The organism is Rhizobium sp. NZLR8 (assembly GCF_019685025.1).
In the GTDB taxonomy this organism is placed as follows: Bacteria; Pseudomonadota; Alphaproteobacteria; order Rhizobiales; family Rhizobiaceae; genus Rhizobium.
This window is the reverse complement of record NZ_JABDVY010000004.1, coordinates 136,456-159,524: the sequence shown is the minus strand read 5'-3', so window position 1 is coordinate 159,524 and position 23,069 is coordinate 136,456. Positions and strand designations below refer to the sequence as shown.

The window sequence follows — 23,069 nt, the reverse complement described above, 5'->3', positions numbered from 1 at the left end:
ATGTCATGGCACCCGTGCTTGGAAACTGGACGAGCCGCGCCTATCATCGCGGCTGGCTGCTGAACCAGGCAAATGGCCTCTTCGATTTCTTCCAGCACAATTCGCGCAACCCCAAGGGCGGCTTCTACGATCTCGACGATACCGGCAGACCTCTCGACGCCGAAGGCCAGGTTCGCGGCGTCCATATCGCGGCGCGCGCCGTGCATTGTTTCTCGATCGGCACGCTGCTCGGCCGCCCGGGTGCCAGCGACCTCGTCGATCACGGCATGAACTATCTCTGGAACCAGCATCGCGACCGGAAGAATGGCGGCTATTTCTGGTCACTGAACAATGACGGTCGAGTCGACACCAACAAGCAGGGTTATGGCCACGCTTTCGTGCTGCTGGCCGCCTCCTCCGCCAAGACCATCGGCCATCCGCTTGCCGACGGCATGCTTGACGACATCACCGAGATCCTCAACACCAAGTTCTGGGAAGCAAAGCACGGCGCCATCGCCGAGGAATTCACCGCCGACTGGCAGCCGCTCGATGGCGGCACCTATCGCGGCCAGAACTCCAACATGCACCTGACCGAAGCGCTGATGGCCGCCTTCGAAGCCACCGGCGACAGAGAGTACCTGACCAAGGCCGAAAGCATCGCCGATCTGGTCATCCGCCGGCAGGCCGGTTCGGTCGACTGGCGCGTCGCCGAGCATTTCGACGCCGAATGGAACCTCAACAAGCAATACTATCATCCGAACGAAATGTTCCGCCCGGCCGGCACGACGCCCGGTCACTGGCTGGAATGGGCCCGCCTGATCCTGCAGCTCTGGACGCTCGGCGGCAAACGCATCGAATGGCTGCCGGATGCGGCCAAGGCGCTTTTCGCGCAATCCATGGCGCTCGGCTGGGACAATGACAAGGGCGGCTTTTTCTATACACTCGACTGGGACGACAAGCCCGCCAAGCGCAACAAGCTCTGGTGGCCGGCCTGCGAGGGTGCCGCCGCCGCCCACTTCCTCAACGAACACCTTCCGAGCGATTTCCACGAAGACAGCTACCGCAAGATCTGGAACGTCATCGAGCGCGCCTTCATCGACCACCACAACGGCGGCTGGCACGAGGAGCTGACGGAAGACCTCATTCCCTCGCACTCGCTCTTCCCCGGCAAGGGCGATATCTACCACGCCCTGCAGGCCTGCCTCATCCCACTTTTCCCGGCAACCGGCAGCCTGACGAAAGGCATCGCCGAGGCTGGCGGCAAGCTCTGAGCTTCAGTAACCCGGCGCCCTCAATTCGGCGTTTGGGTTGCGCTGGAACCATTCGACATCCTCGTTGACGCGGTCGAGTTCGTCCTGCACGTCGCGCTGGTCGCGGCGGATGTCGTGCATGTCGTCTTCCAGATCGTCGATCCGCCGGCGCAGCTCCGACCTGTCGCCGTCCTTCGCATCCTTAAGCTTGTCGGAGAGTTCGTCGATATTAGCCTCCTTGGAGCTGTAGTCGTTCTGCATCGCGTTGAAGCGCTCCTGCAGCCCGTGCTGCTTGCCGCCGAGGTTGAAGCCACGCAGGAAGCCCGACGCGGTTTCCGGCGGGCAGACATTGGCGTAGCCGCTGCCCGCCTGGCCGCGCGCCAGCCCGCTGAGCGGCGTGCAGTAGCGCACCAGGCCCGCCTGGTAGCCCTGGAACCAGATCGTCTGATCCGGCACGATCTTGACCCGCTCGCAGGATTTTGCATGCGCGGCGAAGCGCTGCTGCGGCTCGTAGCCCGCAGCACCGTCGCTGTCGCCGATCACCCGCCAGTCGGCGGCCAAACATTCCTCCTTGGAAAGCGTGTTGCAGGAGGCCAGGAGAGGGCCGAGACCGATGGCGGCGGCAAGCGCGAAGAACAAGCGGATCATGGCATCCCGGGAAGGTTAAGGAGGGCGATGCCGCACCTTAACCGCAGGACAAGGCAACGTCACCGCAGCGGCGACGAAATTTTGCAGTTTTCATGGCTTTTTTCTGTCGAAATTACGGCAGTCTACCCTTCAGAGCGGAGCGAGCCGCAGCGTATCCAGATCTTTCGCGAGCATCAGCGCCAGGGCCTCGACCGCGAGATTGTGGTCGTCGCGTTGCGGCAGGCCGGAGACGGTGACCGCGCCGATGCAGCCGGTGCCCTTGACGTTGATCGGGAAACTGCCGCCATGCGGCGCATAATCGGCGTCGGGAAGCCCGTTATCCTCAACCGTCTTGCCATCCTTCCTCAGCTTCAGGCCGGAGGCATAACTGCTGCGGAAATAGCGCAGCACCATGTTGCGCTTGCGCCGGACCCAGTTGACGTTATCGGGCGTCACACCCGGCAATGCCGCATAGAAGACCGGCATTGCGTGCAGGGTCACGTCGATCGCGATGCCGAGGCCGCGCTCGGTGGCGAGTTCCTGCAGGAGCTTGCCGAGCTGCCATGCCGTCGTCAGGTCGAAGGCGTCGAAGCTCAGAGCCTTCTCCTGCTCCGCAATCCGGCTGAGATCGTCCTCGATTGTCATGGGCAAGCGCTCCTCTGCCGCGATAATCCGCTGCAGACAATTCTCGCCAACAGCGAAAATGTAAAGCAAAAACTTGGGCCTACCTCACCTGTTAGAGCTTCGGCGTCAGCATCTCGAAACGATCGCGGATGGTGGCGCAAGTATCGCCGCCGAGCCTCGCAATGGCATCGAGCGCGGCCGGATCGACATGCAGCCGTTCCGGATCGACGACCCCGTCGCGGTAATGCGCATAGACGATCTCGCCCATGACGATCTGCCGCGAGCGGCCGAGCTCCAGGGTCACATGCCGCCGGCATTCGAAGGCGGCCGGCGCCTCGGCGATAAAGGGTGAGGCTACTTTCTCGCCTGATATCGCCGTCAATCCCGCTTCCTTCAGTTCGTCGACGCCGCGGGGATATTTGGCGCCGCAGACATGCATGGCCTCGGCGATGGCGAAGGAGACGATGTTGACCGTGAAGACCTCGGTCATGCGGATATTGTGGCCGGTGTCCTTGAACGACATGTCGGCATTGTTTTCGACCCCGATCGCTAGGATCGGCGGATCAGCCGAAAGGCAGTTGAAGAAACTGAAAGGCGCCGCGTTGACCCGGCCGTGCTCGTCGACCGTCGTCACCAGCGCGATCGGCCGCGGGATGATCGTACCGATCATCAGCTTGTAACGCTCGCGCTCCGAGAGCTGCTGGAAGTCGAAGGACACCGCCATGGGATCAGCCGACCCTCTGGGCCGGCGAGAACCCGCTCATCGCCCCTGTGAAGGATTTCGGCAATGGTGAGGCATAGGAGCCGCGCTTGCTGGTGGAAAGCTTAAGCGACACCAGGGCCTCGGCCTGCTTGACGGCGGCCGCCACACCATCGACGACCGGCACGCCGTAGATCGCCTGCAACTCGCGCGCCAGATCGGTCATGCCGGCGCAGCCGAGCACGATCGCCTCGGCGCCGTCTTCGGCAAGCGCCCGCGCGATCTCGGCCCGGAGCTTGCCGACCGCGCCCGAGGCCGCATCTTCCAGCTCCAGCACCGGGATATCGCAAGCGCGCACCCTGGCGCGGTCGCCCATGCCATAGCGGCGCACCAGATTGTCGATCAGCACCCGCGACCGCTCGAGCGTCGTCACCACGGTGAAGCGCTGCGCCAGGAAGCCGGCCGTCACGACTGCGGATTCGCAAAGCCCGAGGATCGGCACATCGGCAAAGCTCCGTGCCGCTTCGAGCCCCGTATCGTCGAAGCAGGCGATGACAGCCGCGTCGTATCCGGCCGCCTGCCGCTCCTTGAGTTCGCTAAGCAGACCGGGGATCGCCAGCGCGCCGTCATAGTGGCCCTCGATGGAGACGGGCCCCATGCGCGAGGTGGCGACGATAATCTCCGTGCCGGAAGCAGCCACCGCACGCGCGGCGGTCGCAGCCTTCTCGGTCATGGAGGCCGTGGTGTTCGGATTGACGATGAGGATGCGCATGTCAGTCTATCTTTGCCTGCCGCCGGCCGAGCATGGTCATGATGCCGAGCGCGATGAGAATGATGGTGAAGGAAAACAGTGTCGTCACCGTCCCGAGCGCATAGAGCACCGGCGTCGTGACATTGGTGGTCATGCCATAGATTTCGAGCGGCAGCGTGTTGTAACTGCCCGAGGTCATCAGCGTGCGGGCGAATTCGTCATAGGAGAGCGTGAAGCCGAACAGACCGACGCCGATCAGGCTCGGCGCGATCATCGGCAGCACCACATGGCAAAAGGTCTGCCAGGAGCTGGCACCGAGATCGCGCGCCGCCTCTTCATAGGCCGGCGAGAAGCGGTTGAAGACGGCAAACATGATCAGCACGCCGAAGGGCAGCGTCCAGGTGAGATGCGCGCCGAAGGCCGATGAATACCAGGCGGGCCTCAGCCCTCCCTCCTGGAAGACGACGCCGATACCGAGCGAAATGATGATCGACGGCACCACGAGACTTGCGACGGTGGCGTAAAACAGCGCGGTCGAACCTGGAAAACGGCGGCGGAAGGCAAGGCCGGCGAGCAGCGACACGGTGACGGTCACCACCATCACCATCAGCCCGAGAGTGAAGGAGCGCCGGAAGGAGGCGCCGAAATCGCCGACCGCCTGCTTCTCGAACAGGTTGAAGAACCAGTGGATGGAAACGCCGTTCATCGGGAAGGTCAGACCGCCGTCCGGCCCCTGGAAGGAGAGGATCAGGATCGCCGAAAGCGGGCCGTAGAGGAACAGCACGAAGATGACGAAGAAGATCGCCAGCAGATAGAATCCGAGGCCGCGTTTTTCGTGGTTCATCTCAAAGCTCCTTGCGGATGTCGACGACACGCAGGATGGCCGCGACCATCAAAAGCACCACGGCAAGCAGCACCACGGCATTGGCGGCCGCCGCCGGATATTGCAGCAGCGACATCTGGTTCTTCATCATCAATGCCACCGAGGCGCTCTGGCCGCCGGACATCACCTGCACCGTCGAAAAGTCGGCCATGACGAGGGTGACAACGAAGATCGTGCCGATCGCCATGCCGGGTTTGGCCAGCGGAATGACGACGTTCCACAGCACCTGCCAGCCCGACGCGCCCGCATCGCGTGCCGCCTCGAACAGCGACCGATCGATGCGCATCAGCGTGTTGAAGATCGGCGTCACCATGAACAGCGTATAGAGATGCACCATGGCGAGCACGACAGCGAAATCGGAATAGAGCAGCCATTCGATCGGCTGCGGGATGATGCCCATCTTGATCAGCGCCGAATTGATAAGACCGTTGCGCCCGAGCACCGGGATCCACGAAATCATCCGGATGATGTTCGAGGTCATGAACGGCACGGTACAGACGAGAAAGAGGATCATCTGGGTCGAGGTCTTGCGGATGTGGAAGGCCAGGAAATAGGCGACCCAGAAACCGATAAGAAGCGTCAGCGCCCAGACGATCGCCGTGAATTTCAACGTGTTGAGATAGGTCTTCCACGTCACCCACGAACCGAGCGTGTCGGTGTAGTTCATCGTCAGGAAATCGGGATAGAGGCCGGCGAAGTCGTAATCCCAGAAGCTGACGACGGATATCATAGCGATCGGCAGCAGGAAGAAGAAGCCGAGAATGCCGATCAGCGGCATCGCCTGGAGATAGGAGATCGCTGACGGGGAAAGGCGAAAGGAGCTTTTGCCGCGGGCGCCGTGACTGCCCTCTTCCGTTTCTGCTGCGATGGTCGCCATTATCCGGTTCTCCGTTCTGATTACGGCAGGTTGAACGAAGGTGCATGCCGCCCCCTTATCCGCCTGCCGGCACCTTTACCCGGGTCGAGCCACTGGTCTCGACCCGTCCCTTCGGACCCCCTAGGGGAGAAGAGAAACGCGGCAGCGCCTGGGCCACCGCGAACCTTGCTTTGGTTTCGCAGCATCGCTGCGAACTCCCTCTTCTCCCCGGCGGGGAGAAGATGCCCGAAGGGCAGATGAGGAGGCGGAGCGGAGCGACGTCTTCAGCATCAGCGAAAGACGACGCTGCCCCGCCCGAAACATCAGGCAGCGATGAACTCGTTCCAGCGGCGGACCATGTAGCGGTCTTCGTCCATCACGGAGTTCCAGCAGGCGACGGCGCCCATGCGGGTTTCGAACGAGCCGCCGTCACGCACGGCGCCGGCCTTTTCCATGACCTTGCCCTCGGGAGACAGGATGTCGCCCTGGGCCGGCTTGCCCTCGATCCAGTAGCCCCATTCGTCGGCCGACATGAATTCCTTGGCGGTGTCCATGGCAGCGGAATAGTAGCCCTGGCGGTTGAGGTAGCCGCCGACCCAGCCGGACGTGTACCAGTTGATGTATTCGTAAGCCGCATCGAGCTGGGCGCCCTTGAGATGCGAGGCAAGGCCGAGACCGCCGCCCCAGGCGCGATAGCCTTCCTTGAGCGGCTGGAAGGTGCAGGCGATGCCCTTGGAGCGGACGGCGGCGACGGCCGGCGACCACATCGACTGGATGACGACTTCGCCCGAGGCCATCAGGTTGACCGACTCGTCGAACGACTTCCAGAAGGCGCGGAACTGGCCGTCGGCCTTGGTCTTGATCAGGAATTCGATCGTCTTGTCGATCTCTTCCTTGGTCATGTTGCCCTTGTCGGCATATTTGATCTTGCCGGAGGCTTCCATGATCATCGCCGCATCCATGATGCCGATCGACGGAATGTTGAGGATCGCGGTCTTGCCCTTGAAAGCCGGGTCGAGAATATCGGCCCAGCTGGTGATCGGACGGCCGGTGAGGTCGGGGCGGATGCCGAGCGTGTCGGCATTGTAGATGGTTGGAACCATCGTCATCCACTGCGTCGGCTCCTTGGCGAATTTCTTGGAACCCTGCGCTTCGACGAAGCCGACCGTGTGCGGCGCCGTGCCCTGGGCGATGACGCTGTCTGCCTTCAGCTTGCCGTTGATGAACAGCGGCACGATCTTGTCGTAATATTTCAGCTTCTTGACGTCCATCGGCTGCATCACGCCTGTTGGAAACACCTTCTTGGCGATCCAGTATTCGATGTCGGCGATGTCGTAGCTGTCAGGCTGGGTGACGGCGCGCTGGGCGGCGGCATCGGAATCGGTCGCCGTCATCTCCAGCGTGATGCCGAGGTCGGCCTTGCACTTCTCGGCGATGGCATTGATGTTCGAAACACCGGTGCCGAACTGGCGAAGCGTGATGTTCGTCTTCGCCCAGATTGTCGGGAAGCCGGTGATGGCGCCGGAGCCGGCAATGGCGCCGACGGCGGCAGCACCCGTCTTCAGCAGGGTGCGGCGGGAAAGACCCTTTTCCGCCTTGGTCGATGTGGTTTCAGTCGTCATGCCAGTTCCCCTTTTTGTTGGATGGGCAAGGTTGGTTGTCGATGGTGGTTCAAGCGGAAGCGCGGCCGAGCAGCACGGCATCCTCGAGCGCCCAGCTGAGTGAGACGGCGTCGCCGACGGCGACCGGACGGGCGAAATAGTCGCTATCGTCGGCAATGACGGTGAAATCGTCGCTGCCGGCGCCGATAACGGTGATCTTCACCGAAGAGCCGCGATATTCGATGTTGGAGACGATCCCGTCGAAGCCGAGCGTCCATTCGGTCGCCACCTGCAAGCGGACACGGTCGGTGCGGATGCCGATATCGACGGGCTCTCCGATCTCCCTGCCCGTTCCACGCACCGAAAAGCTCTGCCCCTCCGGCACGCTCATGACGAGTACGCCGTTCTCGCTCGACGTTACCCGGCCGGTGAGCACGTTGTGATCGCCCATGAACCGGGCGACGAAGGCGGTCGCCGGCTTTTCGAAAATTTCGCGCGGTGCCGCGGCCTGCTCGATCCTTCCGTCATTCATGATGACGATGACATCGGCGAGCGCCATCGCCTCTTCCTGGCTGTGGGTGACGTGCACGAAGGTAATGCCGAGCGACTTCTGCAGTTTCTTGAGCTCGGCGCGCATGCGGATCTTCAAAAACGGATCGAGCGCCGACAGCGGCTCGTCGAGCAGCAGCGCTTCCGGGTCAGTGATCAGCGCGCGCGCCAGCGCCACGCGCTGTTGCTGGCCGCCGGAAAGCTGGGCCGGGCGCCTAACGGCATAGGACTCCATCTGCATCAGCTTCAGCATCTCGAGCGCCTTGGCCCGCCGTTCCGCCTTGTCGACGCCCTTCATCTTCAAGCTGAAGGCGACGTTGTCGATCAGGTCGAGATGCGGGAACAGCGCGTAGGACTGGAACATCATCGCCGTGCCGCGCCTGGCCGGCGGAAAATCGGTGACGACTGTATGGCCGAGCCGGATATCGCCCGACGAGATGCTCTCGTGGCCGGCGATCATCCGCAGCGTCGAGGTCTTGCCGCAACCCGACGGGCCGAGGAAGCAGCAATAGGAGCCGGCCGGAATCTTCAGGCTGATCTCATCGACCGCCGTCGTCGCGCCGTAGACCTTCGAAACGGATACTAAATCGATCTCTGCCGCTTTCGACATCATGCTTCCCCTGTTCGGAAAAGACGATGCATCCGCCGTGCCAGATTCCCTCACGCCGCGCCAAGCTCTTGTGAAACAAAGATTTTGCCGACGACAGATCCATGAGGAGAATTTTGAGCACGACAGTGTCTGCACATGATTTAGGCTATCGTGCTCAATTTTTGCAAAAAATCGTATACAATTTAACCGGCATTTCGGGCACAAAATCATTTAACTTTTGCCGCGAAGCCGGATATGGTTTGCCCGCCATCAGGGAATGATTTCATGAAATCCGCCGCCACGGCTCAGCAGGCCGAAGAACCCGCCGAAACCGGCGCGCAACAGATCCGCGACGCCATTCGCGAGGCAATCGTCGAACGCAGGCTTTCGCCCGGCACCAAGCTTTCCGAAAGCGATGTCGGCAATCTTTTCAATGTCAGCCGTACGCTCGCCCGCGCCGCTTTGCAGGCGCTCTCCTATGAGGGCCTCGTCAACGTCGAAAAGAACCGCGGCGCCTTCGTTGCCTATCCCTCGCCTGAAGAAGCCCGCCAGATTTTCTCAGCCCGCCGCCTGGTCGAGCCCGGCCTGTTGCGTGAGGCAGCGGCGCGGATCACCCCGGATGACGTCAGAGATCTGAGAGAGCTGTTGCTGGAAGAGGGCCGGCTGATGGGCGAGCGTGGCCAGACGGCGCGCCGCGCCGAGATCAAGGCATCCGGCGATTTCCACTTGATGCTGGCGGTCATATCCGGCAATGCGATCATGCAGCGCTTCATGGAGGAGCTCGTTGCCCGCTCGTCCCTGGTGATCGCGCTTTACGGCCAGTCGACCGCCTCGAGCTGCGGCCATTCCGAACACGGCGAGATCATCTCGGCAATCGAAAGCAACGAACTGGACCGCGCCTGCGAGCTGATGCTGCATCACATCGCCCATATCGAGGGCGATCTCGACCTGCGCGAACGCAAGAGCCTCGGCCTCAAGGAAGCCTTCGAACTTTAAGAGTGACCGTCGAGCGATACCCAGGCAAGACGTCGGACGCGCGGCTTTCGCCACACTCCGTGTCGCGTCAAGCGGAGTGTCGAAACACTACCAAGGCGTCTGCTTCGGCAGCATTTCGAAGGCCGCGAAGATATCCTCGGCGGTCCGCGGCTCGCTCGAGCGCAGCTTCACGGCGCCGTCGCGGCCGACCAGGATCAGCCCGAACGCGCCGGATGGCGGCCCCTGCAGCCGCTCTCTGACATCGTCGGCATCGAGTTCGGAGCCGTCGTCGAACAGCGAGAAAGCACCGCCGCCGGCAATGATGAAAACCTCGACATCTTCCTCGATGAGACGCATATGCGCGTTCCGCAGCCAATCGTCCTGGATGACGGCGCGGTCGTCCTGCGCATCGGCGAAGATGATCAGCACGCGCTTTCTGTCGCGAAACTGCTCGAGCGATTGCGGAAGCTCCGGCGCGCGCCGCGGAGCGCCGATGATTTCATGAACGATGGATTTCAGCATGATGCTCATTCCTCACCCGCACTGGCGGCGGGCCTGCCGGTAAAACGGCTGGCAATGGGCGAGGTTCCGCCAGGAAGCGGAAAAGGATCGCGGCCATGGCCGCGATCCTCATCCAGTCAGTCGCGGTTCTGTTCTTCGGCGGTGCGAGCCGAAACGGCGACGAGATCAACCGTGCCATTGGCAAGAAGGCGCTTGCGCACCAGCACGCGCATGACACGCGCCGCCGTCGAGAAAGTCATCTGGTCGAGCGGGCCTTCGCCCTCCCACGGCTTGGTCAGCCGTTCGGTAACTGCGCCGACGATATTCATCGGCACGATATCTGTGCATTCGCGCATCGCTTCGAAAACGAAGCCGATGGGGATGACCCGTCCTTCGTAAGTCACGATCGGTTCGGTCAGTTCGCTGTCCCATTCCTCGAAGGCATAGAGCGCTTCGCGAAACAGCTGCTGGAGGGTAAACGGCGCATGGCCGTCATGAAGTGGCGGCAGGGCATTCATCATGTCTGTCTCCTCTTGATGGGTTGAAGCCAAAGTCCTCCGGTATCGGTCGCGCCAACGCGGGGAACGGAACGTTTTTGCTGCCCCTGCGAACCGATTAACACGATTGATTCTATAGACTAACGCGCCGGGGTAAAGCCCATTTATCGGCGATCCCGGAAGCGAATTCCATAACGCGCTGATATTCTTGCATTTTTTAGTTGAAATTTTCCCCGCGCCGACCGTTCTTGAAAATCTATGTCGCAGCTCCAGATTGCCCCGCAATGGCACGACCGCGCCAAAAAACGCTGAAAATTCACGGAACTTTTGTCGCTGTAATCTGTTTTGTTCTCACATTTGAAAAACAGTCTGGGGTAATCACCAATGACGCAAATCCGTGAACCGGAGCGCCGAAGCAGGATCCTGCGCGGCCGGCCCTACAGCCTTGATGAATTCGCTTCCAAATATGGCCTGCTGAGCGATCAGGCCGAAAGCCTGTTCACCCGCTTTGGCCCCTCCTCGATCGAACTCGACCTGCTGATGGCCGCCAAGCGCCGCCTGCCGGTTCGCCACGACAGACCAATTACTCATGACAGAATTGCGGAATAAACACCTTTAACGAATGGAATGAATAGATGAGCAACAGACGCCACGAATGGATCAGCAAAAGAGCTTACGCGATCTGGGAAGAACAGGGCCGCCCGCAAGGGCGTGATGACGATCACTGGCGCCAGGCGGTTGCCGAACGCAATGCGCTGGAACGCACCCAGGCCTCCGTTGATGGCCGCGAGGTGCTGGTGAAGTTTCGCCCGAAGCCGCAGCGGCCGGAAATGCCATGCCAGGACTGGGCCAATCCATCGACAAAGGTCGGCTGATCTTTTCTGCGGAGCGCATCCCTTGCCAAGAAGCCCCCTGTGGCCGGCCTCGTCCTTCGAGGCCTCTGCGGGGCACCTCAGGATGAGGTCGGAGAGAGGCGCGCTTGCCTCATCGGAGAACGCGGCGCTTGCCGCCGATAGTCTAACAGCAGGCACAACAGCTAGCCCTCATGGTGAGGAGGCCCGCAGCCTCATCCACATCGCCACATTAATCGCCAGTGGCCGGCCTCGTCCTTCGAGGCCCCGGGCGGGGTACCTCAGGAGGAGGGCGGAGAGATGTGCGGCTTGCCTCACCGGAGGCCGCCGTGCCTCCGATAGTCTGGCAGCAGGGCGCAACAACTAGCCCTCATGGTGAGGAGGCCCGCAGGGCCGTCTCGAACCACGAGGGCGGGTGGCGGGGCACTCACGGCGCCGCACGATTGCTGCCCACTCGCTCCCCATGCTAGCCTTCCACCATGGAAGTCACCGTTTATATCCTCCGCTGCAGCGACGGCTCGTATTACACCGGCCTCACCAAGCAGGAGATCGAGGCGCGTGTCTGGGAGCACAATGCCGGGACCTATGACGGCTACACTGCCAAGCGCCTCCCGGTCGAACTCGTCTTCACCGAAACCTATGACCGCATCATCGACGCCATCGCCCGCGAGCGGCAGATCAAGGGCTGGTCCCGCCGTAAGAAGGAGGCGTTGATTGCCATGGATTACGAGGCCTTGCCGGAATTCCAAACGCGGGCCAGTCGAGGCCAAGTGAGCGCGCGTGGCCGGTGGCCGACCTCGTCCTTCGAGGCCCCTGCGGGGCGCCTCAGGATGAGGGCGGAGAGAGGGCGCGGCCAGCCTCACCGGAGGGCGGAGCGAAGCTGAGATCCGTCGACCAAGCCAAAAGCACTCCGATCACCCACTAGCCACACGGCACCACGACCAGCCCTCATCCTGAGGTGCGCGGGCCAGAGGCCGGAGCCTCGAAGGGCGGGGGCGGGTGATAGCCGCAGCTCCCATTACCGGAGGAGATAGCGGTGGCCGGCCTCGTCCTTCGAGGCCCCTGCGGGACACCTCAGGATGAGGGCGGAGAGATGCCGCGGCTTGCCTGAGCGGAACGAGGGTGTAGCGCGTCTGTCGCGCGGGAGGGTCCGCAATGGCACAGTGCAACCGCTTCCCCGGACACTGGAAACGCTTCATCAAGCATATTGACACAAATCCATGGAATACGGGCTTTCCGCTTACCCGCCTGCGACATTGCCGCTCGACACTTTCTTCGCAAAATCGGAAACGGATAAGAATGAAACGTGGTCACTCGCGGGACACGGATTTTATCTCGCCGCGGCACCAATTCCGGTGCCCGGCCGATCCTGTAATATCGGGAAAAGCCTGAAACGCCCGCCAGGGCAGGCCATGTCAGAAAGCGTTGTTTTCCACGCAAAGCGCCCGGTGGACCTCGGTCCAGAACAGCGCCAGCGGCGTGTCGCCATTGCGTTCGGCAACGAGCGCGCGGATCAGCGCTTCGGAGCCTGCCATGTCCTGCCAGCTGGATTTCAGGCCCTTGGCGGCCTGTTGGCATTCGGCAATCTCGAATGGTCTTCTGCTGTCCATATGAGGTCTCCTCGTGGAAAGGCGCTAGCAGACGGAGCCTGGATTGTCATTCCCCGCATATGTGGGGATGCCTTGTATTTATGACGGTCCTCGCGGTAGGATTGAGGGAATTGGGGCAGTGGAAATGACTGAGAATACCTATAGCGAAAAGTTCGAGTCGGCTTTCGAACAGATCAAGGCTGCGGCCAATGTAGATGGCGCCATCCGCGTTCTGCAGGCGGAATATGGCCTCGATTTCGTCACCTACCACCTCGCCCAGACGATCGCCAGCAAGATCGATTCGCCCTTCGTGCGCACCACCTATCCGGATGCCTGGGTCTCGCGTTATCTCCTGAACAGCTATGTGAGGGTCGATCCGATCGTCAAGCAGGGCTTCGAACGCCAGCTGCCGTTCGACTGGAGCGAGGTCGAGCCGACGCCGGAGGCCTATGCCATGCTTGTCGACGCCCAGAAGCACGGCATTGGCGGCAACGGCTACTCCATTCCCGTCGCCGACAAGGCGCAGCGCCGCGCGCTTCTGTCGGTGAATGCCCGCATACCGGTCGACGAATGGACCGAGCTGGTCCGCCGCTGCCGCACCGAATGGATCGAGATCGCCCATCTGATCCATCGCAAGGCGGTCTACGAGCTGCACGGTGAGAACGATCCGGTGCCGGCATTGTCGCCGCGCGAAATCGAGTGCCTGCATTGGACGGCGCTGGGCAAGGATTACAAGGATATCTCGGTCATCCTGGGCATTTCCGAGCACACGACGCGCGACTATCTGAAGACCGCCCGCTTCAAGCTCGGCTGCGCCACGATCTCGGCCGCCGCCTCGCGGGCCGTGCAATTGCGCATCATCAATCCCTGAAGCGCGTCGCGCGTCTTTTGAGACGGGCAAAGGATGCTGTAACTTCGAATCCTCGCATCGTGCTTTCCGAAAATCGTTTCCGATTTTCGGGCCGGTGCGCCAGGTCGTCGTTTGGCGCATGTCGTTGTCGCAAAACCGCGGCACAGTTTTGCGCGACATGCTCTGCCCCCCTCATCTGAGGGGGCCCATCTGAGGGAATTTCCGATCCGGCCCGTCTGAACCATTCTGCTCTCCACGAACTTGCAAACGCTGGAGGGCAAGATGTTTGTAATCATTCAGGCTCACGAATATCAGAAATACGCTGCCGTACTTGATCAGATGTTTCGCCTGCGCAAGCAGGTTTTCGCCGATACGCTCGGCTGGGACGTTCCCGTCGTCGGCCCTTACGAGCGCGACAGCTACGATGCGCTCGCTCCCGCCTATCTCGTCTGGTGCAACGACAGCCGCACCCGTCTTTATGGCGGCATGCGCCTGATGCCGACGACCGGCCCGACCCTTCTCTACGATGTCTTCCGCGAGACTTTTCCGGATGCCGCCAATCTCATTGCGCCGGGCATCTGGGAGGGCACGCGCATGTGCATCGATGAGGAGGCGATCGCCAGGGATTTCCCGAATATCGACGCCGGCCGCGCCTTCTCGATGATGCTGCTGGCGCTTTGCGAATGCGCGCTCGATCACGGCATCCACACGATGATTTCCAACTACGAGCCCTATCTCAAGCGCGTCTACAAACGTGCCGGCGCCGAAGTGGAAGAACTCGGCCGCGCAGACGGTTACGGCAAGTATCCCGTCTGCTGCGGCGCCTTCGAGGTGTCGGACCGCGTGCTGTGCAAGATGCGCGCCGCCCTCGGCCTGACCCTACCCCTTTATATCAGACACGTGCCGGCCCGCTCGGTCGTGACCCAATTCCTGGAGATGGCAGCATGAACCGCCTCGCTGAAACCGCAATACAGAAAGATATCGGCGCCTTGGAGCGCCACGTGCTCGCCTCCCGCGACATTGCCACGCAGTTAGGGGATCCCTTCCTCTCCTATCTCCTCTCGATGGCGCTGTTCACGATCTACGAAAAGAAGGCTCACCACGAGAACGAGGCGCTGAAGAGCAGCTTCAGCTGAGGGCGCGACCCCCTCCGCACGCCCGAAGACCAGCATGTCTCCCGGCGCCTCGCGCGCAGCCGCAAAACCGTCCCCGTTTTGCGGCTGCGCGCCCAGTCATGTCATGGGGAAGTCCTATCACCAAGCAATCCAGTCACGTCATCAGCGAAGCGATCGTCGAGATCAGCGCGTCGTGCATGTAGGGCTTCGGCAGGAAGGCGGTGTTGGCCGGCAGCGCCATGGGGTCCAGCCGCACCATGCCCGAGGTGATGATGATGCCGATATTCGGCCGCATCGCCCTCACCCGCTTGGCAAGCTGGATCCCGTCCATCGAACCTGCCATGTTGACGTCGGTGAACAGGATATCGACATCCTGCCTGCCCTTCAGCACCACCAACGCCTCATCGGCATTTGCCGCCTCCAGCGCCACATGGCCGACATCTTCAAGCACATCGAGGACAGTGAACCGGATCAGCGGCTCGTCCTCGACGATAAGCACCACGGCACTGTTCAACGCCACCATCTGCGACCGCCCTCTTCATCGAATCCAATCTCTGTAATTGCCGCCCGCGCGAGAAGGTTCCAGTACCGGCGCCCACGAAATATGCACCGTCCACAGATGCTTGCGCTCTGCGCTTGTGGCTCCCTGCAATTTGCGTTAGAGCGAACCGATGCCGTGGGAACCATTGCCCCGGCATCCAGGCGCCGGCCTCCGGCGCCAAGGCGCCCACCACCGGCGTCAAGGGCCTGTAGCTCAATGGTTAGAGCCGGCGGCTCATAACCGCTTGGTTGGGGGTTCGAGTCCCTCCGGGCCCACCATCTTTTCCAGGGTTTTCGCACCCGACGGCCCGTTTCGTCGGTATTGCCTGGGCAGCAGAACGAAACCTGCCAACGCTCGTCCCGCCATCGGCATATTAGCAAGTTTTTCGTTTTAAATCAAACTATTATAAGCCAGAAATCTGGGCATCATCGTTGCTGCGCGGCTAAAAAAATAGGTTCTGCGCTTCCTAAACCCCATGTCGCAGGTTCGATGCACATCCCCAACGATTGGACCGGCAAGCCATAAGCGCCCGGTTATCAATTCGGTCTCTTCATTTTGGGCAACGATTTGGGCAACAACCAGCCGATGATTCGGAGGATTGCCAAGTCAAACCGATCCAACGATACACCGACACCGCAGGACCTCCAAGGCCAAATGGGGCGCTCGCCCAAACGCTTGGAGAGCTTGCCGCTTCACCAATGGCAACATCAGGCCCGTACCCACCATAAGCCCCATTGTGATTCACAAATGGAAGTGGTTTTGGTGGTGAAGCCAATCATATCACTGAGGTTAGCCCAAGTGCGCTAGAACGGCCTCAGCTTCTTGTCGTGAATCTTCGCGCAACCAGATGTAGCAAACCGCCCGGGAATCGCTACTAATCAATCCCACTATAGCGGCGTGGGGGGAGCATGGCGGGCAACGGAAATGATCTCTTTGCGGGAGCGATCCCTGTTGAGGACGTGGAAGATGTGGCAGGAGACGTTGGCACCATTCCTGCCGAGTTGGAAGTAAAACGGCGCGTCAGACGGAGAGGCGGCAATACGCTCGATCGATGGGAGGTGCCGCTAGTCAAGGCAATGCTTCTTAGAAAGGAGTACAATGACCAAGACATCCTCGCGTACTTCACGCGACCGACGAGGACGGTAAACCATCGTCTGATCGGTGAGATTCGGGCCGGTAGTAAGCACGACGCCGTCAAAGCGGCCGATAACGAGGACTTGAACCTGTTCCTCGCCACATGGCCCGATGTCGATCACGAGACCGGGCTTAGCGTTCGGGGCGACGAATTGCTGATCAAGGCACGCGAGGCAATGATCGCAGCAGTGCACATCTTCAACAGTGCCGGTCTGACGTTCCGGGCGGAACTGTTCATCGTTACCGCCATCATCTCGTGGACCTATCTGCTCCATAGCTACTACAAACGGCATGGCATCCTTTACGCCTACAAAGATAAACGGACCGCTCATGGGCAGGATCGCTACTGGGACCTAACCCAGTGTATCGACACCGGGAAATGCCCCCTGCCCGAAGGTATGAAGACCAACCTGCGTTTCCTGATTGGCCTGAGGAACGAGATTGAACACCAGTCGACCAGTAGGATCGACGATGCAGTTGGGGCAGAACTTCAGTCCTGTTGCCTTAACTTCAACGAAGCCCTGAAGGAACATTTTGGGCATCAGTTCGGGTTGGAAAAGCGCCTACCTATTGCCCTTCAATTTGTATCATTCGGGGTGGACCAGCGGTCCGCGCTGAAAAAGGCATCGAGCCTGCCGACCCATGTCTCCTCGTTCATCTCCGCCTTCGAACATGACCTGAGCGATGAGCAGGTGAAAGACCCAAGCTTCCGCTTGAAAGTGGCGTTCGTTCCGATTGCCGCCAAAAAGGCGGCTGGAGCGGATCAAGCCGTAGTGACAGTTCCGCCTGGATCGGACCTCGCAGATAAGATCGAGGTCGTCTTCAAGGAGGTCAACCGATCCCGTTACATCCGAAAGGAAATTTTGGACAAGGTCCAAGCGGCCGGCTATCCGAAGTTTGGACCCGGCGCTCACACCAACCTCATGACCGATCTCGACGCCAAGAACCCTGCCAAGGGATTCGGCTGCGTCGGCGACTACAAAGCCCACTGGGTCTGGTACGACAGGTGGCTGGAAACCGTCTTAGAGCATTGCAAGGCTCACTCCGAGCAATATCAGTAATCCGACGCGCTCGTCCTTGGCAACTAGCCGTTCGCCGCAACTGGTATGCGGCGTCGCACCAGTGATTGCTCCACGTCTCCAAGCCATCGATCAGGATTCGGCGCTTCCAGAATTGTCCGAAATCTTCGACCGCAACCCGCTATAGCCCAGTTCCTCGAGGCGCAACATAAGCAGGCAAGCGTCTAGGTGGACCATGAAACGCATCCAACGGGAAGGCTTGTGCGTTTGGACGGCCTACCCTTTGCCATCGAGCCAGAAGTTCGCGGATGGCGTCGACGACAAACCTGGCGGACACCACCGCTCCATATTGATGCACTTCGTCTCCTTTCGAATCCGCGAGATCAACGACGGTTTTGGCCCCTAAACATCTCGGTTTTAACGCAGAAAGTTCGCGGGCGCGGTACATTCCGAATATCTCCATATTGAGGCCGGCCAGCTTTCGATGCTGTACCTTGATCTCGCCGATCCGGTCTTCCGACGCGATCACGGCCGATCCGGTGACGGTCGGCTTGAGCAGGATCGACTGCCGGAGACATCGTCCCCGGGAAAAAGATTTTCTTGGTCACTCTGATGTAATGGCCGTCAGGATCGACAAGCCGAAAGTCACGCATCCCCCAAGGCTGCAGAGTAAGATCGGCACCAGCCAGTCGGTGTCTTTCGCCGCGGTGGTGAAACCCTAGCTGATCGCATGCTGGCCGCCAACCTTTCCAGGTCATCCACATCAGAAAGCAGGCTCACTCCCTCCCGCCGGAGGCAACCCTCCTTCCGCAACTTCTGCGAATGTTTTTGTCAACAGAATGCTTGCATTAGCGCACCCTGTTGGTAGCATCTGCGATCTGTAGGGGGACTCATGACAATCGAAGAACTGATTGATCTCCAGGCAGCGGAGCGAGGGCGCGGGTGCTCGGCTTGGCCGGCCACGAGAACCCGTATCTTATCCACTATATCGTCCCCAAGGCGACAGCGAGGCTAGCGGCCTATTCATGCAGTGCCTCACCAAACTCAGCTTAATCGCGTTCTTCGCCGTTACAACTCCATCGGTTTCAGGCGCTCAGTCCATTGAGGGCTTTCGGCTTGGCGACGACAAGATCGCCCTTCAGCGGCTGGGTGTACCATCGGAAACAAAAGTGGACGGAGCGTTCACGACGCTAGCTTATCATGGCCCCGACGGAATTGACATCAACGCTACCTATCAGAAGCCTTCGAACCGCCTCGTCGCGCTACAGGCAACCTGGCCGAAAGACGCCGTTGGCCCCTCGACGGGCTATGGTGACTTGACCTTCGGCAAGACCACGTTGAGCGAAATCCGATCGCAGATGGGCTCAAAGGGAATCCTCTACGGCTCTCAGTCCCCCGTTGTCACATCCGCAGAGGGAGCTATCAACATCCTCAGCTACTTTGACGTCAGCGGGACCGACACCGTCGCGACCTTTGTGACCTCGATAGATAGTGATGAGGCCGCAACGCTCAAGGCAACCTTCGGAGCCGACGCTTACAAGAACGCGCCGGCGGCAGCCAAGCTTAGGACCATCAGCCTTTCCAGACGCGAGTACCTTGAAAACAGCCACGGTTCGAAGCGAACATTGGACGTCGGCTACAGGGCGATTTCCTGGACGTCCAAGGACACGACATCCAAACACCCGGCCATCTCGCTGGCGCGCATCAAGCCCGCGCAGCTGCCGGTTTTCCGCACATACTCGGGTCCGAACAACTTCCCAGACTTCACCGGGCGGGACAAAGAGTTCAGCAATTTTCGAACGCGGATAACCGACGGGATGAGTGGCGGCCCATCATTTGCCGGAGAGTATTCCGTCATCCAAATCGGGTGCGGCACGGGATGCTCTTTTGCCTACGTCGGCAACAACCGCACGGGCCAAGTATTCAACGTTCCCGTCGGTGGTGAGGACAACATGTACCTGAGCTTGAGGTACCAGCTCGACAGTCGCCTCCTTGTGGCGCAATGGGCCGACTACGACGCCAGCAAATGCTACGTTCAGTTTTTTGGCTTTGACGACGGCGAATGGTCCGATCTGCTGAAACGTGAAGTCGGCTCGATGGATGATTGCTTCAAGACCATCGCGCAGAACGTTCGTTGATCCTCGTAACCATCCGAAGATTTAGCGATTGCTCACGATTCCTCGGGCCGATACTTTCAACCACTAAATGCAAATGCGCCGAGCGTGTGCCATGCCACTGAATTTCGAGATTGCCCATGAACTCATGCCGTATGTCGCCGACGCGACTGTACGATTTCGCTACCTTAATCCGGGCATCGACGTGACGATTGGCGGGACCACCGTGGTTGTCGGCGGAAATGAGCTCGTAAACGTCAAGGACCTCGAACAGCAGTTTATGTTCTGCCTGTATCGCCAGAAGATTTACAGCGAGACCCTACCGCTGAGGCACGCGCTACTCGCCGGCGTGACCGGGCGATGACTGTCTTTCCGCTGCGCTTCCGTCCCGCGCCCTCTGGTGATCTGCTGTTTGCCGACGAGGCCGGCTCGTACTTCAAATCCGATCATGATTTTCTGAGCCGCTATGCCCTGGACCGGTTGACCGATCGGGACCAGGACTATCTGCTTCGAAATGGGCACGCGTTCGAAGAAGTCGGTGACCTAGCCTACGCAGGCTTCGAGCATCGTTTCGCAAGCCGTCTATATAGCCCCGGCGATCTCGATTACGTCATCCTGGTTCCAACACTCCGCTGCAACCTTGCCTGCGGTTACTGCCAAGTCTCACGGGTCAACGAAAACACACCGGGTTTCGACTGGGACGACCGCACTCTCGATGCGGTCCTGCGGTTCCTGGACGGGCTGACGGCCCGCGAAATCAAAGTCGAATTTCAAGGCGGAGAACCCAGCCTACGCTTGGATGTCCTCGCCAAAGTCCGAGAGTTCTGTCTCACGAAATTCGAGAGCTGCGAGTTCGTCGTTTGTACCAACCTGCAGGAAATCTCCGAAGAAGCTTGGCGGTTCTTCCAGCTTCCGGACGTGTTTGTCAGCACGTCACTCGATGGTGACGCCCTCACCCACGAGAGGCAGCGCACGCTCTCCGGCGACAAGACGCATTCCTTCCTCTCCAACCTAAATCGGGCCCTCGAACAGTTGGGACCGGACAAGGTTTCCGCCCTTCCGACAATAAACCCGCACCGTCCGCCCGCGACACGGTCTGTAATCGAAACCTATGCGTCCCTCGGGATGCGGTCTATCTATCTGAGGCCAATCAACTTCCAGGGATTTGCGCGGAAGAAGTACGACGCAGCAGCCTCCGCCGCCACCTGGAACGCATACCATTCCGACTTCATCGACGACCTCGTCGAGTACAACTGTACGGCCGAATATGCGGTCGAGGAGTTTTATTTCGTCCATTGTCTGCGGCGGGTTTTGCGATCGGGGCATAATGGCCATGTCGATCTCAGAAACCCCAATATCGTCGGCCACGGCTACGTGGTTATCGATTACGACGGTAAGGTCTACCCAACGGACGAAGCCCGGATGGTAACCCGCCTCGGTCAGTTCGATCTCTCGATGGGTACCGTGTTCGATGGGATAGATCGCTCGGCCATCGACACTTTGAATTCCGAAGCACTGAACAACTACCATCCGGACTGCGTGCACTGTCCATACCAGGCATTCTGCGGCGTCGACCTGGTCGATGACCTTTCCCGCTATGGCCGTATCGACATCCCTAAGCACCTTACGGACTTCTGCCAGCGACATACCCACATCTTCGATAAAATCTTCTCGATGATCTATTCGGATGATCAGAAGGTCCAGAAATCCATGGCGATATGGGCGGGTGTGCCGCAATTCGATCGCGCATTGGCAAGGTGGCATCGATGATAGACCTCAGGGTCGGGATTGATCCGCTACCCTTGGCGGAACCGCTCGTGGTCAGGCTTTGCAACTCGGCTACAACCGCGACAACCGAGAACGATGCGGTCCTGATCGATCGATCAAACGATCGCCTCGAGTACGACCTCAATGGATTCTCGCTCGTGCTTCACTCCCAGGGCGGCGAGGACTATGACGGAGATGTCATCCTCGCCCTACCCGGCCAGGCAAGCGCCCACAGGCTCATACGGGCCTCCTCGCAGCACAACACCTTCCTTGTTACCGAGCAGTGCGACCAGCTCTGCGTCATGTGCTCGCAGCCGCCCAAGAGGCAGCATACCGATCTGTTTAGCCAGTTTGCGGAGGCTGCACTCCTGTCGCCCAAGGGAATGGTAATCGGGATATCCGGCGGCGAGCCCCTCCTCCACAAGTCGAGACTGTTTGACATGCTGCGGGTCGTGAGCCGGGCACGTCCCGACGTGACCTTCCACATCCTGACGAACGGCCAGCATTTTGAGCCGTCAGATGTCGAGGCGATGTTGAAGATCGGTACGGAACGCGTCCTTTGGGGAGTGCCTCTATATTCGGCCGACCCGAGAACGCATGACGAGATCGTCGGGAAATCTGGTGCGTTTCGTCAGCTTGCAAAAGGCCTGCGGGTTCTCATGACCGCCGGCGCATCGGTCGAACTACGCACCGTTGTGATGCGCCAGAACATCGCCGGGCTCGCTGACCTGGCGGACTTTGTATTCACGAGACTAAGCTTCGTTCATGTCTGGGCCCTGATGCAGATGGAGCGCATCGGTTACGGGCGCATGAATTGGCAGAAGTCGTTCTACGACTCGTCCGCTGACTTTGCGCCTATCGGCTCCGCGATAGACCTGAGCGTTGCCAGAGGAATAGATGTTTCGCTCTACAATTTTCCGCTCTGTTCGGTGCCGGCAGCATATCGTTCCTATGCCCCGTCAACCATATCTGACTGGAAGCGCAAATATCTCGATTTTTGCACTCAGTGTGACCGCCGCGCAGCTTGTGGTGGATTTTTCGAATGGTATAGTTACAACGAGGGGTTCTCTGCGCTGGGTCCAATATGAAGAAAAGGCTTTTTCTGATCCCGTCGTTTTTCGCGGCGGGCTTTCTGCCGTCCAAAGTTGACGCAATGGTCCCCCACGTGGTTTACAAACCAAACCTCGTGCCGTCGGTGCTCGAGCGCCTCAAGCTCAAACACATCTACACGCTGGCGGGCCATAGGTCACATAGCTCCCATAGCTCGCATTCGAGCCACCGTTCCAGCAGTGGCGGCGGTTACAGCTATCGATCCTACAGTTCTCCGAGCTACAGCGCGCCCGCACCGGTTTACACCGCTCCGACCTATACCGCTCCACAGCCTGTCTACACGCCGCCACCTGCTCCGGCACCGATCCCGGCCGCACCCGCGCCTGCCTACGCGATCGCTCCTGCCGCCCCTGCGGTGGCCGCCCCGCTCAAGACGCTCCCCGGCAATAGCGAGAAGTTCACCCGTATCGTGATGCAGGTTCAAACGGCCCTAACCGCTTATGGCTACTACTCGGGTCTGATCGATGGAAAAGTCGGACCTACCTGCAAGACCGCGCTTGTGGCCATGCAGACGGACTACAGGCTGAGGGCGACAGGAACCATTACGCCAGAGGTGCTGGACGCCTTTGGTATCCCAGCGAACTAAATTAAACAGAG

The 23,069-nt window shown here is 60.1% G+C and carries 26 protein-coding genes, 1 tRNA gene and 1 pseudogene; 15 read left to right on the top strand and 13 right to left on the bottom strand.

From position 1 onward, the window contains the following. Nucleotides 1-5: 5 nt before the first annotated feature. Nucleotides 6-1,250, top strand: a complete 1,245-nt coding sequence (locus HJB89_RS11255; protein ID WP_221149869.1) for an AGE family epimerase/isomerase — start codon at nt 6-8, stop codon at nt 1,248-1,250. 3 nt (nt 1,251-1,253) lie between these two features. On the opposite strand, the gene HJB89_RS11250 is transcribed toward HJB89_RS11255, so the two are convergent. From HJB89_RS11250 to HJB89_RS11215, 8 genes are all read right to left on the bottom strand, one after another. After that, nucleotides 1,254-1,877 carry a DUF2799 domain-containing protein gene (locus HJB89_RS11250; protein WP_221149868.1) on the bottom strand — a complete coding sequence of 208 codons (624 nt, stop codon included), beginning with the start codon at nt 1,875-1,877 and terminating at the stop codon, nt 1,254-1,256. A gap of 129 nt (nt 1,878-2,006) precedes the next feature. Continuing rightward, on the bottom strand, nt 2,007-2,501 hold the full coding sequence (locus tag HJB89_RS11245) for a heme-degrading domain-containing protein (protein ID WP_164011818.1): 495 nt from the start codon (nt 2,499-2,501) through the stop codon (nt 2,007-2,009). Nucleotides 2,502-2,592: 91 nt separating this feature from the next. Further along, nucleotides 2,593-3,204, bottom strand: coding sequence for a flavin reductase family protein (locus HJB89_RS11240; RefSeq protein ID WP_207581183.1), 612 nt, complete (start codon nt 3,202-3,204; stop codon nt 2,593-2,595). Between the two features lie 4 nt (nt 3,205-3,208). Further along, on the bottom strand, nt 3,209-3,952 hold the full coding sequence (locus tag HJB89_RS11235; RefSeq protein ID WP_221139712.1) for an aspartate/glutamate racemase family protein: 744 nt from the start codon (nt 3,950-3,952) through the stop codon (nt 3,209-3,211). A 1-nt stretch (nt 3,953) separates the two neighbouring features. Further along, on the bottom strand, nt 3,954-4,775 hold the full coding sequence (locus HJB89_RS11230) for an ABC transporter permease (protein WP_221139711.1): 822 nt from the start codon (nt 4,773-4,775) through the stop codon (nt 3,954-3,956). A gap of 1 nt (nt 4,776) precedes the next feature. Further along, entirely contained in the window at nt 4,777-5,691 is a 915-nt protein-coding gene (locus HJB89_RS11225) for an ABC transporter permease (RefSeq protein WP_221139710.1), read from the bottom strand. A gap of 302 nt (nt 5,692-5,993) precedes the next feature. Further along, entirely contained in the window at nt 5,994-7,292 is a 1,299-nt protein-coding gene (locus tag HJB89_RS11220) for a PotD/PotF family extracellular solute-binding protein (protein WP_207581187.1), read from the bottom strand. A gap of 49 nt (nt 7,293-7,341) precedes the next feature. Further along, on the bottom strand, nt 7,342-8,430 hold the full coding sequence (locus tag HJB89_RS11215) for an ABC transporter ATP-binding protein (protein ID WP_207581188.1): 1,089 nt from the start codon (nt 8,428-8,430) through the stop codon (nt 7,342-7,344). A gap of 264 nt (nt 8,431-8,694) precedes the next feature. Here HJB89_RS11215 and HJB89_RS11210 point away from each other — a divergent pair, with 264 nt between their 5' ends. After that, nucleotides 8,695-9,405: a GntR family transcriptional regulator gene (locus HJB89_RS11210; RefSeq protein WP_221149867.1), complete on the top strand. Its 711-nt coding sequence runs from the start codon at nt 8,695-8,697 to the stop codon at nt 9,403-9,405. 87 nt (nt 9,406-9,492) lie between these two features. Here HJB89_RS11210 and HJB89_RS11205 read toward each other — a convergent pair whose 3' ends face one another. Next, nucleotides 9,493-9,906, bottom strand: coding sequence for a DUF4174 domain-containing protein (locus HJB89_RS11205; RefSeq protein WP_207581190.1), 414 nt, complete (start codon nt 9,904-9,906; stop codon nt 9,493-9,495). Between the two features lie 116 nt (nt 9,907-10,022). Next, on the bottom strand, nt 10,023-10,406 hold the full coding sequence (locus HJB89_RS11200; RefSeq protein WP_207581191.1) for a hypothetical protein: 384 nt from the start codon (nt 10,404-10,406) through the stop codon (nt 10,023-10,025). A 360-nt stretch (nt 10,407-10,766) separates the two neighbouring features. Between HJB89_RS11200 and HJB89_RS11195 the strand changes: the two genes are divergently transcribed. The 3 genes and pseudogenes from HJB89_RS11195 to HJB89_RS11185 form a co-directional block, all read left to right on the top strand. Further along, entirely contained in the window at nt 10,767-10,991 is a 225-nt protein-coding gene (locus HJB89_RS11195; protein ID WP_207581192.1) for a hypothetical protein, read from the top strand. A 26-nt stretch (nt 10,992-11,017) separates the two neighbouring features. Beyond that, the gene (locus HJB89_RS11190; protein WP_207581193.1) at nt 11,018-11,257 is read left to right on the top strand and encodes a DUF2934 domain-containing protein; all 240 of its coding nucleotides are present in this window, start codon (nt 11,018-11,020) and stop codon (nt 11,255-11,257) included. Nucleotides 11,258-11,712: 455 nt separating this feature from the next. Then, nucleotides 11,713-11,988, top strand: a pseudogene (locus HJB89_RS11185) (GIY-YIG nuclease family protein); the annotation flags it as partial. A gap of 660 nt (nt 11,989-12,648) precedes the next feature. On the opposite strand, the gene HJB89_RS11180 reads toward HJB89_RS11185, so the two are convergent. Further along, entirely contained in the window at nt 12,649-12,843 is a 195-nt protein-coding gene (locus HJB89_RS11180) for a hypothetical protein (protein ID WP_207581195.1), read from the bottom strand. Between the two features lie 124 nt (nt 12,844-12,967). Here HJB89_RS11180 and HJB89_RS11175 point away from each other — a divergent pair, with 124 nt between their 5' ends. The 3 genes from HJB89_RS11175 (at nt 12,968) to HJB89_RS11165 (ending at nt 14,808) form a co-directional block, all read left to right on the top strand. Beyond that, the gene (locus HJB89_RS11175) at nt 12,968-13,693 is read left to right on the top strand and encodes a LuxR family transcriptional regulator (RefSeq protein WP_207581196.1); all 726 of its coding nucleotides are present in this window, start codon (nt 12,968-12,970) and stop codon (nt 13,691-13,693) included. A gap of 261 nt (nt 13,694-13,954) precedes the next feature. Further along, the gene (locus HJB89_RS11170; protein ID WP_207581197.1) at nt 13,955-14,620 is read left to right on the top strand and encodes an acyl-homoserine-lactone synthase; all 666 of its coding nucleotides are present in this window, start codon (nt 13,955-13,957) and stop codon (nt 14,618-14,620) included. Then, nucleotides 14,617-14,808, top strand: a complete 192-nt coding sequence (locus tag HJB89_RS11165; RefSeq protein ID WP_221149866.1) for a hypothetical protein — start codon at nt 14,617-14,619, stop codon at nt 14,806-14,808. The genes HJB89_RS11170 and HJB89_RS11165 overlap by 4 nt, the downstream gene beginning before the upstream one ends. 133 nt (nt 14,809-14,941) lie before the next feature. Here HJB89_RS11165 and HJB89_RS11160 read toward each other — a convergent pair whose 3' ends face one another. Next, nucleotides 14,942-15,310 (bottom strand): response regulator, encoded by a 369-nt coding sequence (locus HJB89_RS11160; RefSeq protein ID WP_207581198.1) that lies wholly within the window; start codon nt 15,308-15,310, stop codon nt 14,942-14,944. Between the two features lie 220 nt (nt 15,311-15,530). Here HJB89_RS11160 and HJB89_RS11155 point away from each other — a divergent pair. Both HJB89_RS11155 and HJB89_RS11150 read left to right on the top strand, forming a co-directional pair. Then, nucleotides 15,531-15,606, top strand: a tRNA-Ile gene (locus HJB89_RS11155). 630 nt (nt 15,607-16,236) lie between these two features. Then, nucleotides 16,237-17,523, top strand: a complete 1,287-nt coding sequence (locus tag HJB89_RS11150) for a DUF3644 domain-containing protein (protein WP_221149865.1) — start codon at nt 16,237-16,239, stop codon at nt 17,521-17,523. Between the two features lie 139 nt (nt 17,524-17,662). Here the strand turns inward: HJB89_RS11150 and HJB89_RS11145 are convergent, their stop codons facing one another. Continuing rightward, complete coding sequence (locus HJB89_RS11145; RefSeq protein WP_221149863.1) at nt 17,663-18,010, bottom strand: hypothetical protein; 348 nt, start codon at nt 18,008-18,010, stop codon at nt 17,663-17,665. A gap of 496 nt (nt 18,011-18,506) precedes the next feature. Here HJB89_RS11145 and HJB89_RS11140 point away from each other — a divergent pair, with 496 nt between their 5' ends. The 5 genes from HJB89_RS11140 (at nt 18,507) to hxsA (ending at nt 23,058) form a co-directional block, all read left to right on the top strand. Continuing rightward, a complete protein-coding gene (locus tag HJB89_RS11140; RefSeq protein ID WP_221149861.1) occupies nt 18,507-19,619 on the top strand; it encodes a hypothetical protein in 1,113 nt (370 codons plus the stop codon). Between the two features lie 91 nt (nt 19,620-19,710). Continuing rightward, nucleotides 19,711-19,959: a hypothetical protein gene (locus HJB89_RS11135; protein ID WP_221149859.1), complete on the top strand. Its 249-nt coding sequence runs from the start codon at nt 19,711-19,713 to the stop codon at nt 19,957-19,959. Beyond that, nucleotides 19,956-21,365 carry a His-Xaa-Ser system radical SAM maturase HxsB gene (hxsB, locus tag HJB89_RS11130; RefSeq protein ID WP_221149857.1) on the top strand — a complete coding sequence of 470 codons (1,410 nt, stop codon included), beginning with the start codon at nt 19,956-19,958 and terminating at the stop codon, nt 21,363-21,365. The genes HJB89_RS11135 and hxsB overlap by 4 nt, the downstream gene beginning before the upstream one ends. Continuing rightward, a complete protein-coding gene (gene hxsC / locus HJB89_RS11125) occupies nt 21,362-22,450 on the top strand; it encodes a His-Xaa-Ser system radical SAM maturase HxsC (RefSeq protein ID WP_221149855.1) in 1,089 nt (362 codons plus the stop codon). The genes hxsB and hxsC overlap by 4 nt, the downstream gene beginning before the upstream one ends. Further along, complete coding sequence (gene hxsA / locus HJB89_RS11120) at nt 22,447-23,058, top strand: His-Xaa-Ser repeat protein HxsA (protein ID WP_221149852.1); 612 nt, start codon at nt 22,447-22,449, stop codon at nt 23,056-23,058. Before hxsC ends, hxsA begins: the two co-directional genes overlap by 4 nt. The last annotated feature ends 11 nt before the right edge of the window (nt 23,059-23,069 follow it).